This window comes from Trichormus sp. NMC-1 (genome assembly GCF_001858025.1).
Classification (GTDB): Bacteria; Cyanobacteriota; Cyanobacteriia; order Cyanobacteriales; family Nostocaceae; genus Anabaena.
In genome coordinates, this window is record NZ_LZQD01000002.1 from 541427 (window position 1) to 560040 (window position 18614).

Here is an 18614-nt window from a genome sequence, read left to right on the forward strand (position 1 = left end):
ATTTTACGGACGCAACGAAGAACTGACGCAGCTAGAGTCATGGATTTTACAAGATAGCTGTCGTTTGGTAGGATTGTTCGGTATGCCTGGAGTTGGGAAAACAGCTTTAGTTACTCAACTAGCACAAGAGATTCAGGATGAGTTTGATTACGTTTTTTGGCGTTCAGTGCCTACAGTCCTATCTTTTGATAGTATGATCACTGACTTGCTATCTTTTATCTCAAATCACAAAGAAAGCAAACCGGAAATCAATCGAGTTATCCATTATTTGCGTACCCGTCGTTGTCTGATTATCTTGGATCATCTAGATATGCTTGGAGATGTTGATCATCTAAAATATATTCAATTAATCAAAATAATTGCCGAAACTCACCATCAAAGCTGTCTAATTTTTACTATTCGAGAACAACCTAAAGAAATCGCTTTTTTGGAGAAGTGGTTATTATCAGTACGTTCTTTGAGGTTGTTGGGTTCATCAGAAATAGCTTTTTATTTGATACAATCACAACAACTATTGGGAAATGATCAACAAAAGTATGAATTATGTAATTTCTGTAGTAATAATCCCTTAAAAGTTAAAACTGTGGTTAGTAATATCATTGATTTATATGATAGTAATATTGGTAAATTTCTAGAACAAAATACATAATAGACATCTCCAAAAAAGATTGTAGAGCCGAGAATCCCTACCCATGGAACGTCTCTACAATGGTTTCAATTCATGCACATTTAATTCTCGGAGATGTCTAATAATTATTTTACATTTTCCTTACTGATTGGATTCATCAACATTTCTAACCGGCTAATGGCTTGAGAAGAAACCAGCGTTAAACATAAATAAATCACAGCTACAGCCGCGTAAACTTCAAAAGCGCGATAATTTTCGGAAACAATTAATTGTCCTTTTCTAAATAATTCTTCAAAACCAATTACTGCAACTAAACTAGTATCTTTTAATAAACTGATAAATTCATTACCCAAAGGTGGAATCATCCTTCGGAAGGCTTGGGGAAAAATCACATAGCGCATTGTTTGGACAGGATTTAAACCTAGTGATTGGGCTGCTTCTGATTGTCCTCGTTCAATTGATTGAATACCGGCACGAACAATTTCAGCAATGTAAGCGGCGCTATTTAAACTTAAAGCAATTACTCCGGCTACAAGACGATTTAATGAAAAGGTAAAACCCAAATCTTGAGAAATTGCAGGTAAACCAAAGTAAATCATAAAGATTTGCACTAGTAAAGGTGTGCCTCGGAAAAAGTCTATATAAGCCCGCGCTAACCAACGTATAGGTGCAATTTTAGAAAGACGAATAATACCAATTAGGGAACCAATTATTAAACCAAACAAAACTGATAAAAATGCTAATTGCAATGTTATCAATACGCCGCTTAATAAAGTGGGCAAAGACTGAAAAAATACCACAAAAGAATTTAAGGTTGTTGTATTTTGATTTGCAAATGGTGATGCTGCTGGTAATTGTGGCGGTGTAGATTTAAACCATTTTTGGTAAATCTGTTGATAATTGCCGTTTTCTAATACCTTTGTCAAACCTAGATTTATCAAAGACAAATAAGGCGAACTTTTAGCAGTTGCAATTCCGTAAAATTCCTCTGTCAGCAATTGCTGTATGACTTTGATTCCTTGGAGATTACCTGTATTGACGGCATATAAAGTTGCGGGTGCATCATTAATAACTGCATCGACATTGCCATTTTGTAATTCTTGCAGTGCTAGATATGCAGAGTCAAAACTGCGAACTTGCGCCCCGGTTACACTTTTAGCTTTTCCAGCGCCGGTTGTACCAATTTGGACAGCGATTTTTTTATTTTGCAGACTTTCAAAACTAGTAATATCTTGATTATCGGTACGAATTGCAATTGCTAATCCTGCTTTAAAATAAGGACGGGAAAAAGCTACAGTCTTCGCCCGTTCTTCGGTTATAGTAATTGAACTAATGGCCGCATCTATGGTTTTCGCTTGTAATGCAGGGATGATGCCATCAAAAGGTAAACTTTCAAAATCTACTTGGAAACTAGCAGCAGTTGCTATCGCCCTCATCAAATCAATCGAAAAACCTGTTAATTCTGCACCTTTTCCCTTAAACTCAAAGGGCGGAAACGCGGGTTCAGTAGCTACCCGCAGAGTTTTTACACCACTGGGAGTCACACTACAACCAGTTAATAAGCAGCAGCTTAACCCTAGTACCAAACACCAACGCCACCAACGCCCAAAAGTGAACTTTACCATCTTTAATGCCTCTGCGGTAGCCTGCGGCACGCTGCTTTACATTTACGTTCCACATACTACAATCAACCTCATAGCAATGGATGATACCATCCCAGCAACTGTTTTTGAGAATCTTCAAAAAATTTGGGTTTCCTAAAAGTCCCCAAAGAAATTTAGCCGCGAAATCAATCGAGGAGACGTAAGTAGAGTAACGTCAATAATTAAAGGTTTGTAGAGAGGGTTTTAGACTTCAAATTAGGGCTAAAGCCCTGACTACGAGCGAATTTGAAAAGTAGTTACATTGCTTAACATAGTTTGATTTCTTTTCATCAACTTACTTAGTTGTAACTATCGCTATAGTTGTAGTAGAAGCACTCTGTGTTCTTAATTCAAGGGTTTAAAAAGCTTTGATGGTGGAAAATTGATTGTTAACAGCATTCAGTATTAATTAGAGAAACTCGCGCAAGAACTCGAAGGGATTATCTTCCCAACATGGTTCCGGTACTAACCACACCAATTTATTTGTGATTTCCGCTTCAATTTCATCACTGTCGTCTCTATCGAACAGTGATATCAAAGCCTCCCAGTCGCGTTCTCTGAGGGAGGTGTATGAGGAAAAATTCACCTGTAGATTATCTGAGTAATTCACAAGCACTGTTTTTGTTAATTTAACACTAAGTGAACATATTTGCAGGCAAATGAGCATATTCTATGGTGACAACAGAAATTTATAAGTGACACAGATCATATATCCTCAAAAACAAATCATAATTAAGTGAAATTACTGTGATAACAACAATCCTTCTGGTTGAGAATCGATTAATTCAACGCCAAACACCTCAGCAAAGCACCGTGCTATACAAAAGCGGACTTCTTGAGACTTGATACCAGGAATCCATTCCGCTAAACTGCCGACAGACTTATCAGCAATACCGCAGGGGACAATGCTTTCAAAGCCAGTCATATCTGGACAAACATTTAAGGAAAAACCGTGCATAGTAATCCAGCGGCTAACTTTAATGCCTATGGCCGCGACTTTGCGCCCTTCCAACCAAACACCAGTAAAACCGGGAATGCGTTCTCCCTGCAATTCATAATTGGCTAAGACACGAATTAACACTTCTTCAATTTGGCGCAAGTACCAATGCAAGTCTTGACGATAATGTTGCAGATTTAAAATTGGATACCCCACCAATTGCCCAGGACAATGGTAAGTGACTTCACCACCCCGTTCAACTCGATGCACATCAAAGTTACTTTTGTCAAGGTCAAATTTAATAAATTCCAGGTTGGCTCCTTGTCCCAAAGTATAGACAGGTGGATGCTCCAGCAAAATGAGTACGTCTTCTAGGTTAGGGTTATTGATGCGTTCTGTGAGTAGCGATCGCTGCCATTGAAGAGCCTTTAAATACGGCATTAATCCTAGGTTATATAAAAAACACCGATGTTTGTTGGTTGCATTACTATGAATCATGTCAAAAATCAATTGGGTAAATGACGAAATATATTTAAAATCACAGAAATTTAGTCAACAAATGTCAAGCTATGCAAAGGATTTTAAAGGAACGTCAACGGAATCAGCAATATTAACCACAAAGTGTTAATTTGAATATATAACCTCAATGGTGTTGGGAGGAATTCTCTGCAATAAGCATCACGCCAAGACAATAGAAAAGAATGCACTGGCTGATGGTATCTCAATGAGTTGTGTACATCCATCAGAATTGAACTTCCATAAAGGCTTGTATTCTGTATTCACAGTGAGCAAGCTACCCAAATAAGAACAAGAGCAACTACTCCTAGTTTTATAAAGGTTGCTATCACTCACAAAGCAGATACAGAACAAGTAAAATTTCTTGATTTAGGGGGTTTATGGGGATATCTAATTGTCTAGCAAACAGTTGGAACCGAGCGCAGAGGTTGATAAATTAAATCAAGGCTAGAGGTAGTTATAACGAAAGATGCAGCAACCTGAAAGCAGATGCAACAGTAGTACATCAAAAGCAGTTTACAATTTGTCTTGGCGGCAGTAATAGACCTTACCGCAATTTCTGTTCATACAAAACGCAATTCACATCAAATAAATATTAAGCGGGAGAGTTTACATGAAGCTTGTCATCCACGGCAAAAATATTGAAATTACCGATGCGATTCGGGAATATGTACATCAAAAGATTGAAAAAGCAGTTAGTCACTTTCAGAACATCACAAATGAAGTGGATGTCCATTTAAGCGTAGCTCGCAATCCCCGAATTAGTACCAAACAAGCGGCGGAAGTAACTATTTATGCCAATGGAAGCGTCATCCGGGCGGAGGAAAGCAGCGAAAACTTATATGCAAGTATTGACTTGGTTGCAGATAAAATAGCCCGTCAACTGCGTAAATATAAAGAACGTCGTCAAGACCACAAAACCCAACCTATATCAACTACTGACGTAGTAGTTCCAGAACCAGTAGCAGCAGATTTAATAGGCGATCGCACCCCCGAATTACCAGGGGAAGTCGTCCGCACCAAATATTTTTCTATGCCCCCGATGACTCTTGCAGAAGCCCAAGAACAACTGCAACTCGTGGGACACGACTTTTATATGTTCCGTAATGCCGAAACAGGAGAGATAAACGTCATTTACGAACGTAACCACGGTGGTTATGGTGTAATTCAACCCCGCAATGGTAACGGCAACGGTAAAAACGGCAAAACAGCTAATGTTGGTATTGCTGAAAAATCCCACTCTAAATAAAGTCTGATTAAATTCTGCATAGGTAGAGACGTTTCATGAAACGTCTCTACAATGTTGTTTATTCAGAAATAATTTTTGTAGCCTATCTTACTTTGCCGATAGTTGTTGTAGGGTTTTTAAGGTTTCCTCAACGTGACCTTTAAAGTTCAACATGGAATCAAACACATATTGAACAATGCCGTTTTGGTCAATCACATAAGTCACCCGGCCGGGGATAAAACCAAAAGCGGTAGTTGCACCGTATTGTTTCCGCACTTGGTCGCCTTTATCACTCAAAAGTGTAAAAGGTAAGTTGTGCTTGGCTGCAAATTGCTGGTGAGACTCTTGAGAATCACCACTTACGCCCATAACTTCAGCACCAGCGGCTTTAAACACTTCATATTGATCTCGAAAAGCGCAAGATTCCATAGTGCAGCCTGGCGTATCGTCCTTGGGATAAAAATAAAGGACAACAGCTTTTTTACCACGAAAGTCTCCAAGACTGACTTGAGAACCGTTTTGGGCGGTTAGGTTAAAATTAGGCGCTGTATCTCCAACTTTGATAGCCATATTAAAAAATTCAAAATTCAAACATTACTTAATAAAATTTTACCTTGTAACCTAGTTTATACATTTTCCTTGATAACGTGCATCAGGCAGGGTAGGGTAGTCATCAAAGACAAAATTCCGCCTATGCGCCTGACTTCACTTGATGTTTTTCGCGGTATCACCATTGCGGGTATGATTCTCGTCAATATGGTGGGAGTCGCAGACGATAAATATTCCCTTTTAGATCATGCTGAATGGAACGGTTGTACACCAACTGATTTAGTATTTCCCTTCTTTTTGTTCATTGTCGGTGTAGCAATGACTTTCTCACTATCAAAGTACACCGCAGACAATAAACCTACCAAAGCGGTTTACTTACGTATTCTGCGCCGTGCTGTAATTCTCTTTATTTTAGGGTTGCTACTTAACGGCTTTTGGAATAAAGGTGTTTGGACTTTTGACTTAAGTAGCATTCGCTTAATGGGGGTATTACAACGTATTAGCTTAAGTTACCTTTTCGCATCTTTGATAGTTTTAAAACTACCTCGTAAAAGTCAATGGATATTAGCAGGGGTGTTACTCATCGGTTATTGGTTAACAATGATGTATATCCCAGTTCCCGGTTATGGTGCGGGAGTGTTGACGCGGGAAGGTAATTTTGGCGCATTTATTGACAGAGTGATTATTCCCAAAGCACATTTATATAAAGGTGATGGTTTTAATTATTTGGGAGATCCTGAAGGACTTTTCAGCACTATTCCGGCGATAGTCAGCGTTTTAGCAGGTTATTTTGCTGGGGAATGGATAAAAGAGAAAAAACAGGCTAATTCACAAACTAGCATGGATTTAGTTTTATTTGGTTTGTGTTGTTTAGTAATTGCGATTATTTGGGATGTAGCATTTCCCATTAATAAAAAATTGTGGACAAGTTCCTATGTTGTATTTACTGCTGGTTGGGCGTTAATGTTATTAGCAGCTTGTTATGAATTAATCGAAGTGAGGTTAATAAAACGCTGGAGTAAACCTTTTGAAATTATGGGATTAAATGCGATCGCTCTTTTTGTCGCATCTGTAATGTTAATCAAAATCACAGCTAGAACCCAACTTGGTACAGGTGAAAATGCCATCAGTATCTACAATTGGATTTATCAAAATATCTTTGCATCTTGGGCGGGAAACTTCAACGGCTCATTTTTATTTGGGCTTGTCACCGTGTTTTTGTGGTATGGTGTGGCGGTTTTGATGTATCAGAAACGCTGGTTTATCAAAGTGTAAATTTTGTTCGTTAAGGCGTAAAGATGGTAATAAAAACTTTGCGCCTTTGCGTCTTTGCGTGAGATTTATTCTTTCAACTCAAAATCAACCTTATCATAGATATCTTCCAGCAAAATTTGACAAGCTACAGAAGCTAAATTTAAAGAATCATGACTATCTGAATATTCTGAAAAAATCCATTTGTTATTATCAGCTTTGGAATATTGTTCAACGTGCATTGTGTATTGATCAATTAAAATATATTCTTGAAAACTAGGAATAGTTCGATAAGCAGCAAACTTTTCATCTTTGTCATAACTTTTGGTAGATGTTGATAACACTTCAGCAATCATCACCGGGTTAGTAATAGTGTCTTTTCTTCCTTCTTCAAAAACTAAAGGAGTTTGGACAACCATAATATCAGGATAAGTGTGAATGCGTCTGTTAGGAATCCAAAGACGTTGATCTGTAACAAAGACTCGATAAGGTTGACGTTTGAGAAGAAAATTTAGTGTACCACTTAAATTCAATGCAACTTGGTTATGATCTGGTGTTCCGCCTGTCATGGGTATAATTAATCCATCAATATATTCGTGACGTATATCTGAATTTACTTCTAATTCTAGATATTCTGCGGGTGAATAGTAGCGTGTTTCTTGTGCAGTAGTCATGATATTTCCTCCAAAGGAAGATTACAATCAAAGTGAGGTGAATTTATTGAGCTTCAGTTATTAAAAATTATTGGGTTCAAAGAATTTCTCAAAGCCTTTTCTAATTAATCCCTCTTTTAATTTTTTATCCCCTGTCCACAATAAGCCTTCTAACTCCAATGTTAAAGCAACATGGGGAGTGTCACTTTCATCAATGTCTTTACATAAAGCATAAGCTGCTGCTCGGTTATCAGGTGCAATTAAGTCTTCTTTATAGAGATTGAGTCTTTGTAATAATATTTGGTAAATTCGCACTATTTCATTTTCAGATAGCTGACTAACTTTGATTATCTTTTCTTTACGCTTAAATAACTCTACCAATACTAGCTCACAGATAAAATAACTATATTCTCCTTGAAAGAGGAGGTTAGCAAAACTAGATTGGCTATTGAGTAACGCAGAAAATAAAATATTTGTATCAACAATAATTGGCTGGTTTCTAGACATTAGTTACTCTCCAACAAATTTATGTTTGATATTTGACCATACATCAATATCAATTTCCTTTGCTAAAGCTTCAGCTTGCGCTATTGTCATACTACTTTGTTTTCTCAAAGACTCTAACTCAAGATAATCTAAAAACTTTTTGAGAGTATCTAGCTCAATAATATCTTTTTTGAACCTGATGATCAGGTCTTGGTTTTCTACTGTGATATTGTAAATTTGCTCTGACATAAGATGATAATATTTAGGTAGTTGTAGGACAGGATATACTTGGATATCAATTACTTGTCGGTTAAGCGAAAAACATAAAATTGCGTAGGTTGGGTTGACGCAAGGAAACCCAACATTTACAGATGTTTGTTGGGTTGCGCTATCGCTTAACCCAACCTACAAAAATTTGCACCTGAACAGTATTGACTTGGCTATCTATATTATCTCAGAATTAATGGGGTTTGGACAAAGATTTACAGGGAATTAATACCCAAGGCTGCAAGTTGTTGGTTTATCCAAGCTGTAGCTGTGGCTTCGTCGGTTTCTATGGCTTTTTCTACTCCTATTTTAGCAATTTCTAGGAGTTGTTTGGATTGTTCACGAGCTTTTCGAGATGCTTTCACTTTTTCAGCAATGTTTTGACAAACTTTTGTATCTGGCAATGTAATAGGAATATTTAATAAATCTTCTGTTGAAATAGCCGGATACATACTTGCTGTAGTGTGTAAATCAAGAATTTCACAAACAATAGGTAATCGTAGATAAACCAGCAAAACTTCGGGTTCAACTTTAATAGGTTTTAAGACAGCAAAACCTGATGAGCAAACATAGTCATTTTGCTCTTTTTCAATGAATGCAGAAAGTCGTCTAATAGGTCTGACTGTAGATGTAATCACATCATTAGTTTTAACTATCCATTGTGCGCGACTTGGTGTGTCTGAAACATCCACAACATCACTACTAGCAAATCCTTCGCCAGTTAAATTACCAATTTCTATATAGTTAAATATACCTTGCTGGCTAGGTTGAAATTTTCTTTTTTTTAGATTAGCAATATCTCCTAACCGTAGTCCAGAACTACCCATCATATTCATTATTTTTTGTTGTTTCGGCTGATAATACTCAGCATCTAAGCGACCAGAAGCCAGAAAAGAAGATGAAAAACTTTTAACAGCAATGCTTTCTTCCGTGGGTTGCCAGTATTTTAAGTTGAGTTCTGAAAGTAGTAATTCTTCAGATTGTCTGTACAAATCTTTTGAAGATGATGAACAATCTAAATACTTAAAAACAATTTTTCTAATAAAAATTTGAAAGCTTTTATTTGGTTGATAGATATAGATATTTTTTACTCTATCTAGTGTTAACTGATATTGAATAGTTAATTCCCTTTGTCTCAAAAGCTGATTAAATCCATATCTACATCTTAGAAAAGAAAGTAAGTAATAATTATCTACATTTCTTATATTTTTTACTCCTAAAACTGTTCTTGAAAGAGCTACTATAGAATAGTATTTTATAATGCTTGTATAACAAGGAGTTCCAACTTTAGTAATTACTAAATCTTCTTCTTTTATTGTGTTAATACCTGCATTATTTTCAATAAAATCGAAAGGTATTCTCTCAAAATTTTCGTTTTGTTCTTGAGTAATTAATGGATAATTAATACAATCAACACATCTAATAAAAGGAGTATCACCAAACTCATATAACTGAGTTGCGGCTGGGTAAAATGCACTTGCAACAAAATTTGCAAGCACTCTAAATTTAACCGAATATTTTTGCTGTAGTATTTTTTCAATTGCTAAATTTTCTTTCCAAAAATACTCTGCATCAAATCTATCTCCCAGATCAATTTCACTAAAACTTACTTCTACCGCTTCCAGCCTATCCATCAACTGTCCATACTTCTCAGCATCAAACGGCGCAACAGATAGGCTTAAATTAAAAAAACTTAAATTCTCCTTCTTTGCAAACTCAATAAACGCCTCCGCAATACCATCTTCCGTCATTCCCTCATGATTAAACAAATCATGATCTACAATTAAATGACCATGATTATCTTGTAATAACTCCTTATCCTTCTCCTGTTCTGATAACTCCTCCTCAGAACTCAAAAACACCCTCCGCCAAATTTTCTCACCAGAATTATCTTTTCCCAACTTCCGCATAGTCGCAAAAAAGATATTGTAATCTTCCACCTTTGGACATAACGCCCCCGCTTTGGGATCATCATTCCATTTCTGCACAAACAACACCGAAGTTTTAGTTCCTGTATGGGGTTAAAAGTATTACCATGCAAACCCACAACTGCTAAAATTCGACATCTTTCCGATATATAATCTCGAATATCTTTATCTGACGAATTATTAAACCTTCCTTGAGGTAAAATAATTGCCATTCTTCCCCCAGGTTTCAAAAAATCTAGGTTTCTTTCAATAAATAATATATCACGTCCTACCTTAGATTGCCAATTACCATTAGGCTTTTTAGCTAAATCATATCTATGAATAATCTGTGATTCTTTAATATCACCTGCAAATGGCGGGTTAGCCATTAAAATATCAAATTGAAACTCCTTATAACTATCTTGACTGCAACGGAGTTTTCTTAATCTTTTAAAACCCTGAAAATAAATATTTTGCCAATCATCATCTTTAACAACTTCATCCCACCTTTCAAAATCCAAAGTATTCAAATGTAAAACATTCGTTTGTCCATCTCCCGCGATTAAATTTAATGTTCTGGCTACCCTGACCGCCTTTTCATCAAAATCAATAGCAAACACCTTTTCGCGGACATAATCTTCACAACGGGGCGGTTTATCTTCTAAAGAAAACAAATTACTAACATTGATTTCTTCATCTTCAATAATTTGTTTCCAAACATGAAAAATGGTATGTACAGGAAAACCAGAAGAACCACCAGCCGTATCAATCATATACTCATCCTCTTGAGGATTGAGCATTTTCACACACATATCAATTACATAACGGGGTGTAAAATATTGTCCTTTTTCACCTTTACTGCTTTTATTAATTAAATACTCGAATGCTTCGTCAACAATATCCAAATTAGAATTAAACAGTTTGACATTTTCCAAAGATGATACACAAACAGACAAATGCGAAAGAGTCAAGGTGAGTTTACTATCTTGACTAAATACCCCTTCCCAATGTTTTTTAGCCCTATCAAATAAATCTTGAATTTTATTTTTTAGTGCTGTTTCTGTTTGTCCAGTATTTCTAAACTCTAATAAACGAGTTTTCTTATTATTTCCTCTCCCAGAAAGCCACTCATCATATAATTTAGTAAAAATCAGTTTGAATAATTCCTCAAAAACATCAACTCCAGCATTTGCTAAAACCTCATCTTCCATTTCTTCAATTAAGGCTTTTAGAGATTTTTTCTCATTGACGAGTTTATCTTTTTTAATTAAATCCTCTAGAGTAAATCTTTCATTGAGAATATCTGCTAAAGTTTGGTTAGCATTAGGAATATCTGTAATATCTTCAAAATAATTGGGATCTTTGCGCTGATAATAGGAAATCTGATCGCCATTTGTCCAAACGCCAATAGGTGCGCCTGTTGCATTACAATAAGAACGTAATTGGTCTTTACCGTCTTTTAACTTCGGCTTTTTCAGTTCTACAATAATGTAGGGAACATTCAATCTATCTTTGTCAAAAATAGCAATATCAGCTTTTTTCTTTTCTCGTCCAAAGGTAACAGCATACTCAACCGTAATGCGGCTAACTGGATATTGATAACGTTGGGTTAAGACTTGCAAATAAAGTTGTCTTACCGCTTCCTCTGGAGTTAATTTAATTTCCTTACCACGCACCAAACATTGAATATAAGCAACATCTCCGCTTTTTGTTTGCTTGATAAAAATGGATTTCTCCAAAGTATCAATTTCTTGGGGTGTGAATTGAGAAAGTTTGTAATTAGAGTCTTTGAAAATAGCAGCAAGATTCATGCGGTTTTTAGTTCTAATTCTATTCGCTAAACGCTGAGAAGTTCCAGACATACCGGAACTCTCAAACTAGATAGCTGAACTAGTATAAAACCTAGTTTGACATTTTTAGTCAGGCAACAAAATTTTTGTTACATTCCTCTACAAAATCAACCCATCAATTAAACCGCAACCTCCGCAGCTTCCAAAGCATTAACTTCATCCAAAATCCGCCAAATTTCCTGCAACATAGGTTCTAAACCAGTGCGAGTTACAGCCGAAATTATGAAAACAGGCGCTAAAGCAAGATGATTTAATTGCGTAGCTAAAGCCTCCAAATCAACAGATTCCCTATCAACAGCATCTATTTTATTTAATGCTAAGATTTGTGGACGTTTAGCTAAACCCCGTCCATAAGCTTTAAGTTCTTCTTGAATAGTATGAAAATCAGCGATGACATCTTCACTTGTCGCATCAATTAAGTGTAATAAAACCCTTGTGCGTTCAATGTGACGTAAGAAATCATGACCTAAACCAGCACCATGAGAAGCACCTTCAATTAAACCCGGAATATCAGCAAAAACAGTACCATCACCAGTGGGTTTCTTCACTACACCCAAATTAGGAATTAAGGTAGTAAAAGGATAATCAGCGATTTTCGGACGTGCAGCTGATAAAGAAGAAATTAAAGTTGATTTACCTGCATTTGGTAAACCGATAATTCCTACTTCTGCTAACAATTTCAACTCTAAACGCAATACCTTTTTTTCTCCTTCCAACCCAGGAAGTGCATATTCTGGGACGCGGTTGCGGTTACTCAAAAAATGTTGATTTCCTAGCCCACCTTTTCCACCTTCAGCGACTCGAAAAACTTGTCCGGGTTCAACTAAATCGCATAGTAAAGCACTTGTTCCCGCATCATAAACAGAAGTACCACAGGGAACTTCGATAATTAAATCCTTTCCACCTGCGCCGGTGCAATTATTGGGGCCGCCACGTTCCCCATTTTGGGCTTTAAACAAATGCTTGTAGCGAAAATCTAGCAAGGTTTGGAGGTTGGTATCAGCCACGAAAATGACTGAACCGCCTTTTCCGCCATTCCCACCAGAGGGACCACCTGCTGGGACATATTTTTCCCTGCGGAAAGCGACAATACCATCGCCTCCGTTACCTGCTTCCACTTCAATTACTGATTGGTCAATAAATTGCATAATTTAGTCATTAGTTATTGGTCATTAGTCATTAGTTGTTGGTTATTCTTCATTTAGAAGTTTACCAATTGAGTTTAGATAGGCGTTTAATTGGGGTGCTAAGTCATTGATGGTAACTTTCAGTGTGTTGATCTGTTCATTAGTTAACAGATTACGTCTATATGCTCGTCTGAGCCAGTGTTGAGTCTCATATAATGACCCTCTTGCTATTCTAATGAATCGCCGATTGTCTTGATAACTTCCTCTTCCTACACCTTCTGCTATATTCGCACCAATGCTATCTGCTGAACGGATGATCTGTTTACCCAATGTATCCTGCGGTAATGACTCCCATTTGTTAACGATTTTCCAGATGTCATCAGCTAATTTTTCTGAAAGCTGATATACCCGTAATTCCTGAAACCTCCCACTCCCCATCATCTCACCCAACTAATGACTAATGACCAATGACTAATGACTAAATATAAGCTGAAATATCTTCACCACAGTCATCTGCGAGGTAAGACAGGGCGCGGAAGCGTAAACCTACCAATTGTTCATACAATGGATTAATTTTACACATCGGTGGGATGTGAACAATCTTCCGTCCAAAGAGAGTGACATCTCGCTCAAAGGGACATTGGGAGGGTATCATTTTACACAAAAACCTAGCAACTCTGGGATCTTGAATATCTAACCCATCTAACCAGTCGCGCATGGGGCGTAGTGCGTCCGGTGGGGGTGCTGTGAGTGCAGAAACTGTTGGACCGGGGCTTTCTGCTTGTTCTGTATCTTCTAGGGTATGACCCAGGGCTGCTAGGGCTTCTGTTTGCAGTTCCAAGGCTTGGCAAAATTGTTGCAGAAGTTCCTCTTCGCTGGGAGAATATGTTCCATCTGCAATCGCTACCATCACTGCTGTCCGCAAGAAATTTTCCGCTACAGATGTACCTTTACCTAAAACAAGCGCTAATTCCTCTGGTGTAATTATCTCTAAAGAATCCCAGTTAATAGAAGGAACTAATTCATCCTTAGTGATACTGGCAATTAACTGTTGTTCTTGGGGATCAAAATTACCATCTGACCAAGCAATAGTCAGTAGTCCACGTAACCAAGCGGCAATTTGTTCGCTGCTGTATGGGGTTTTAACAGCACTGATCATAAACTCACGCCTCAAAATTTTCTCAATTATTTCTAACCTACCCTAATTATAAATCTTGCGTTAAAATTCCTCTGAAGAGTAATATTGACAATTTTTGCTATTTATATATGTTTTACTTTGGTATTGAACATGAAGTTGCTTTCCTTAACCATGAAGGAAAGTTTGCTGATTTCTCCTGCACACAATTTGCTGATTTTTATCAAATTGTGGACAGGCTACCCACATACCCTCATGATTACCCACAATTGCGAGTAGGCGACGCTGGCATTAAAAAGAAGCGTTGGTATATTGAGGGATTTGAAAGATTTGCTGATTCAGAAGAGGTAATTGATTGTGCAGCTAAAGGTATCGAAATCAGAACAACCATACATTCTAATATTCAAAGTGCAATTAATGAATTAACAGAAAGTTTTAATCTCCTGCGGGAGGTAGCCGCTAGTTTTGGTTTCTCACCTATTTTAATCAGTTTTAATCCTTATACCTGCGTTTTTGAGCCAGAACCACCATTAAATGATTTTGAAATCAAGCAATTACAAGCTTATCCTGATGAACAAACTGCCAATATTTATATGGTTTCCTATGGACCAGATTTAAATATTTCTGTAGCAGATTTACCCATTGAGGATGTAATTGATATAGGTGAAAAACTAACTTATTACAGTCCCTATATTGTTCCTTTTAGTTATAGTTCACCTTTTTATAATGGAGGTTTATGGGAAGGTTTATCAGTTAGAACATTTATCCGAACTGGCAAAAGATCCGCAACATTAGTTTTTGTAGAAAAACAAGAACAACTGATTAAAAGTGTACCTTCATTGACCAAAGTTGCCCGGATTCCCGCCGAGATAGGACGCATAGAATTTAAAGCTTGCGATAGTTGTGATGACTTTTCGATTTATGCTGGTTTACTAGCTTTATTAAAAGGTCTAATTTTAGACAAAACTTTGCATAGTCGAGCAACTACACCTGATGCGGCTTTGCACCAAATTTCAGCCAAATCAGGATTTGACAATCAGGATATTTTTGTCAATGCAACCAAGCTTTTACAAGCTGCTGATGTTGCTTTGAAAAATGACCCAGATATTGAACTTTTAACACCGCTAAAAGTTATTTTGGCACAGAGAAAAACGAAATCTCATCAACTAATTGAGATTTACCAAAATTTAGGTTCAATTGAAGAAACACTCAAGCAAACTTACAAAAAAAGGGAAGAGGGAACAGGGAACAGGGAACAGATAAGAAACTTTAGTTCTGAGTTTAAAGCTCAGTCAAAAAAAGATGTTTTTTGAAGGAGAGTGGCACGAAAAAAACAGTGTCATTATAGCGGTATGCACTTGAATGAGATACATCATAGTCCCCTCCCCGCAAGCGATGAGGGGGTTGGGGGTGGGGTGTTTGTATCTCACTCAACCAAGAACCGCTATATTTCAATCTCATGTTTAAAAACATGAGTTTTTTCTGTTCCCTGTTGCCCGTTCCCTGTTCCCTCTGAATAGAACAGTGATGAGTATTGAGTGTAAAGTCAGGAGATAACAATTCTGGCTCAATTTCCTCATTTTTTGCTGGGAGCAAGCTGTTCCAGTGGGATGAGCGTTTCCATCACAGTCTTAACAATTGGTGCAGCGACAGTAGAACCATAGGCATTTTCTCCTTTTGGCTCATCCACAACAGCTAAAACCACATAACGGGGAGATTCCACTGGGAGAATAGCCACAAAACTCGTAATTCTAGCACCGGGGATGTAGCCACCATTGGGACTGGCTTTTTGGGCTGTACCAGTTTTACCACCAATGCGATATCCTTCAATTTGTGCTGCTTTACCAGTACCTTCAGAAATGACAGTTTCCATCATTTCTACTACCTTTTGGGTAGTTGTAGGCGAGAAAATTTGTCTTGGTGGTGAGAGATTAGGGGAATAATGATTTTGCTCTTTGGTATCAATCAGCCCTCGGACTACGTGGGGTGTTACCAATTTGCCACCATTAGCTAATGCTCCTTGCATTTGCACCAGCTGTAATGGTGTCAGAGAAAAGCCTTGTCCAAAAGAACTGGTTGCCGGTTCAATGGGTGAGGCCATAAATTCTTCTTGACTTTTGAGCCGACCACCGACTTCAAACGGTAAATCTGTATCAACTTTCTGCCCTAGTCCCAGACGTTCAAGCCAGTTGTAGTATACTGGGGGGCGCAATCGTTGGATGATTTGCACCATGCCTATATTACTAGAGGTTTGTAAAATCTCAGCAATGTTAATCCGGCGATAACCGTTTTTTTCAGCGTTTTTGATGACGCGGTCAGCAACTTTAAGAGTACCATTATCACTGAAAACATCATCAGGTTTAATTACACCATTTTCTAGAGCGATCGCAATATTCAACGGCTTAAAAGTTGATCCTGGTTCATAAAGATCCGCTACCGTCCAGTTTTTAAACAGAGAAATATCAGCTTTAGAATATTCATTCGCATTATAAGTAGGCTGGGCAACCAAGGCCAGTAATGAGCCATCCGCAGCATCCATAACAATGACAGCACCGCGTTTAGCCTGAAACTTTTCTATCTGCTGTTTAAGAGCAGCACGGGCAGCCCTTTGTAAGCGACTATCAATAGTCAGTTGCAGTTGTAAGTCATCAAAATGTAGAAAACCCTCTGGAGCATGATCAGGCATCAGCGCCCCATTCCCCGCCCGGCTGAGACGCACCTTTTGTACAGAGCGTTCTAGCAACTTCTCCTGACTGTATTCCACACCCGCCTGACCCCGACGGTCAAGATTAACATAGCCCACAACATCAGCAACTAAATCACCTTGTGGGTAGAAACGGGAATATTTTTGAATCAACTCCAAGCCATTCAAGCGTAATGAAATCAAGCGGTCAGCGATATTTTCTGATACGCCATTGGCTAGAAGAATCCCGCTTTTTTTACTTTGAAATGTTTTAAGTAACTTGGTAGCATCTTTGTTGAGTATGGGTGCAAGTTGCTGTGCCATCTCTTCATTAGACTTATCAAACAACTTGGGATGGCTGTACAAAGTATACACAGGGCGGTCTATCGCCAACATATTGTTATTGCGATCAACTACTGGGCGGCGGGGCATAAAAGGACGCAAATTCACCATTTGCTGATTTCTTGCCCTCTGGGTAAGCTTTGACCCCTGGATAATTTGCAGCCTATACAAATTGAACACCAACCCCAACCCAGCAGCAATTAGTAAACCCCAAACTATCCACAGTCGGGACTTAATTTTTGCTGATTGGTCTTGAGTTTTATCCGTACTATTGCCTGGTATACCTGGTCTGGAAAACTTCCGCTGCCTTTTGAATTCTAAATCCCGCAAATTTCTGAATTTTCTTCGGTTTGATGACTTCTGCATCGGTTATGTCCTCTGTCTTTTGCCATCTGTCAGTTATACCTATATAACCCATGACCAGTATACTTCTTGCAGAAGTCGGGATCATATCAAGTCCGGCTAATTGCTGATCAAAAAAATTCGACCCGTCTGCGTCTCAGAGCGTCAGAGCGTGGTTCCCTAATTATTTTAAGTAGTCAACCGGACTAAATATCAGGGGCGGCTCTTCCAGGGGGAAAACGCCAGAATTACCCTTTAACCTTCTCCCCTGCCATTCCACCCTGCACCCCTGCCTCAATGTGCAACTCTTATTGGTATAACAGCTTAGTATCCCAGTGTTGAGGGTATTTGTTGCTGCATTTCTGAATTGATAGTTGTGGTTTTTAGCGAATTAGAGCTAGAAGCTGTTGATGGCAAGAAAATTGTCCCCGCCGGATTTGGTGATACTAATCCTGCTGCTGGCTGTTCTGCTTCTTCAGCCATTTTATTAGTCAGTGTTGCATTGGTTGTAGTCAACTGCCGCTCATGACGTTGTAAGCTTCTTAGTGTCTGGTAAGCTTGATTCCAAAGCTCTTGGGAATATACAGTCCAACCATAAACCACAAGTGTTGCAGCCACACACAAAAACGCCGCAGCTGACGAATAACGATAAAGAGAGTACATCCTTAGCAACCACAAAGGCGCAGCCCCAGCATTAGACATTACAGGTAAGCGTCTGCTCGATTGTTGTTTTAAATTTGAGGTTGGTTGTTTGCCCGACTCTTTCATCAAGTTCGGTCTTTTTGCTTCATTGCTGGGAGAAACTGATAAATTTCTAGAGGAACTCCTTTGTCTTCTGGAGCGTACAGATGTGGATTCATCAGCAACTGTCGAGGATTTGGGTGTCATTAATCCCAAACGCCTGGAACGTCGCTGACCCCACGGTAAGATAGAATCTTTTTGGAACCAAGTACTTTTTGTGGAAATAGCTGATTTGCGGTCAACAACCATAATTTTTGTGCAGGTAAGTAAATATTGTATTGATTTAAGCGGCTTGTTTTTACCAAGGTTAAAGTTGTTTATTTAGAAAA

General features: G+C 38.1%; 17 protein-coding genes and 1 pseudogene. 4 read left to right on the forward strand and 14 right to left on the reverse strand.

What is annotated here, in order from left to right; translation table 11 throughout:
• Window positions 1-22: 22 nt before the first annotated feature.
• Entirely contained in the window at window positions 23-649 is a 627-nt protein-coding gene (locus A9Y75_RS09120) for an NB-ARC domain-containing protein (protein ID WP_269086292.1), read from the forward strand.
• A gap of 104 nt (window positions 650-753) precedes the next feature.
• Here A9Y75_RS09120 and A9Y75_RS09125 read toward each other — a convergent pair whose 3' ends face one another.
• The 3 genes from A9Y75_RS09125 to lipB form a co-directional block, all read right to left on the reverse strand.
• Complete coding sequence (locus tag A9Y75_RS09125; protein ID WP_071189241.1) at window positions 754-2253, reverse strand: ABC transporter permease subunit; 1500 nt, start codon at window positions 2251-2253, stop codon at window positions 754-756.
• A gap of 427 nt (window positions 2254-2680) precedes the next feature.
• Entirely contained in the window at window positions 2681-2881 is a 201-nt protein-coding gene (locus A9Y75_RS26330; protein WP_143046386.1) for a hypothetical protein, read from the reverse strand.
• 132 nt (window positions 2882-3013) lie between these two features.
• On the reverse strand, window positions 3014-3706 hold the full coding sequence (gene lipB, locus A9Y75_RS09130; RefSeq protein WP_071189242.1) for a lipoyl(octanoyl) transferase LipB: 693 nt from the start codon (window positions 3704-3706) through the stop codon (window positions 3014-3016).
• A gap of 631 nt (window positions 3707-4337) precedes the next feature.
• On the opposite strand from lipB, the gene raiA reads away from it, so the two are divergent.
• Complete coding sequence (raiA, locus tag A9Y75_RS09135; RefSeq protein ID WP_071189243.1) at window positions 4338-4973, forward strand: ribosome-associated translation inhibitor RaiA; 636 nt, start codon at window positions 4338-4340, stop codon at window positions 4971-4973.
• Between the two features lie 87 nt (window positions 4974-5060).
• Here the strand turns inward: raiA and A9Y75_RS09140 are convergent, their stop codons facing one another.
• A complete protein-coding gene (locus A9Y75_RS09140) occupies window positions 5061-5522 on the reverse strand; it encodes a peroxiredoxin (protein WP_071189244.1) in 462 nt (153 codons plus the stop codon).
• Between the two features lie 123 nt (window positions 5523-5645).
• Here A9Y75_RS09140 and A9Y75_RS09145 point away from each other — a divergent pair, with 123 nt between their 5' ends.
• Complete coding sequence (locus A9Y75_RS09145) at window positions 5646-6776, forward strand: acyltransferase family protein (RefSeq protein ID WP_071189245.1); 1131 nt, start codon at window positions 5646-5648, stop codon at window positions 6774-6776.
• A 65-nt stretch (window positions 6777-6841) separates the two neighbouring features.
• On the opposite strand, the gene A9Y75_RS09150 is transcribed toward A9Y75_RS09145, so the two are convergent.
• The 8 genes from A9Y75_RS09150 to A9Y75_RS09180 form a co-directional block, all read right to left on the reverse strand.
• Window positions 6842-7426 carry a Uma2 family endonuclease gene (locus tag A9Y75_RS09150; protein ID WP_071189246.1) on the reverse strand — a complete coding sequence of 195 codons (585 nt, stop codon included), beginning with the start codon at window positions 7424-7426 and terminating at the stop codon, window positions 6842-6844.
• Between the two features lie 60 nt (window positions 7427-7486).
• Entirely contained in the window at window positions 7487-7912 is a 426-nt protein-coding gene (locus A9Y75_RS09155; protein ID WP_071189247.1) for a PIN domain-containing protein, read from the reverse strand.
• Window positions 7913-7915: 3 nt separating this feature from the next.
• A complete protein-coding gene (locus tag A9Y75_RS09160) occupies window positions 7916-8140 on the reverse strand; it encodes a hypothetical protein (RefSeq protein WP_071189248.1) in 225 nt (74 codons plus the stop codon).
• Between the two features lie 233 nt (window positions 8141-8373).
• Window positions 8374-10068, reverse strand: a complete 1695-nt coding sequence (locus tag A9Y75_RS29515) for a restriction endonuclease subunit S (protein ID WP_236721362.1) — start codon at window positions 10066-10068, stop codon at window positions 8374-8376.
• Window positions 10011-11927, reverse strand: a complete 1917-nt coding sequence (locus A9Y75_RS29045; protein ID WP_201788400.1) for a type I restriction enzyme HsdR N-terminal domain-containing protein — start codon at window positions 11925-11927, stop codon at window positions 10011-10013. The genes A9Y75_RS29515 and A9Y75_RS29045 overlap by 58 nt, the downstream gene beginning before the upstream one ends.
• A 107-nt stretch (window positions 11928-12034) precedes the next feature.
• On the reverse strand, window positions 12035-13063 hold the full coding sequence (gene obgE, locus A9Y75_RS09170; RefSeq protein ID WP_071189249.1) for a GTPase ObgE: 1029 nt from the start codon (window positions 13061-13063) through the stop codon (window positions 12035-12037).
• Window positions 13064-13105: 42 nt separating this feature from the next.
• Complete coding sequence (locus A9Y75_RS09175) at window positions 13106-13480, reverse strand: four helix bundle protein (protein WP_071189250.1); 375 nt, start codon at window positions 13478-13480, stop codon at window positions 13106-13108.
• A gap of 40 nt (window positions 13481-13520) precedes the next feature.
• Entirely contained in the window at window positions 13521-14201 is a 681-nt protein-coding gene (locus A9Y75_RS09180) for a Mo-dependent nitrogenase C-terminal domain-containing protein (RefSeq protein WP_071189251.1), read from the reverse strand.
• A gap of 107 nt (window positions 14202-14308) precedes the next feature.
• Between A9Y75_RS09180 and A9Y75_RS09185 the strand changes: the two genes are divergently transcribed.
• The gene (locus A9Y75_RS09185; RefSeq protein ID WP_236721363.1) at window positions 14309-15490 is read left to right on the forward strand and encodes a glutamate--cysteine ligase; all 1182 of its coding nucleotides are present in this window, start codon (window positions 14309-14311) and stop codon (window positions 15488-15490) included.
• 269 nt (window positions 15491-15759) lie between these two features.
• On the opposite strand, the pseudogene A9Y75_RS09190 reads toward A9Y75_RS09185, so the two are convergent.
• Together A9Y75_RS09190 and A9Y75_RS09195 are read right to left on the reverse strand one after the other, a co-directional pair.
• Window positions 15760-17568 (reverse strand): annotated as a pseudogene (locus tag A9Y75_RS09190) (penicillin-binding protein 2); the annotation flags it as partial.
• Between the two features lie 300 nt (window positions 17569-17868).
• Window positions 17869-18534, reverse strand: coding sequence for a hypothetical protein (locus A9Y75_RS09195; RefSeq protein ID WP_071189253.1), 666 nt, complete (start codon window positions 18532-18534; stop codon window positions 17869-17871).
• Window positions 18535-18614 lie beyond the last annotated feature (80 nt).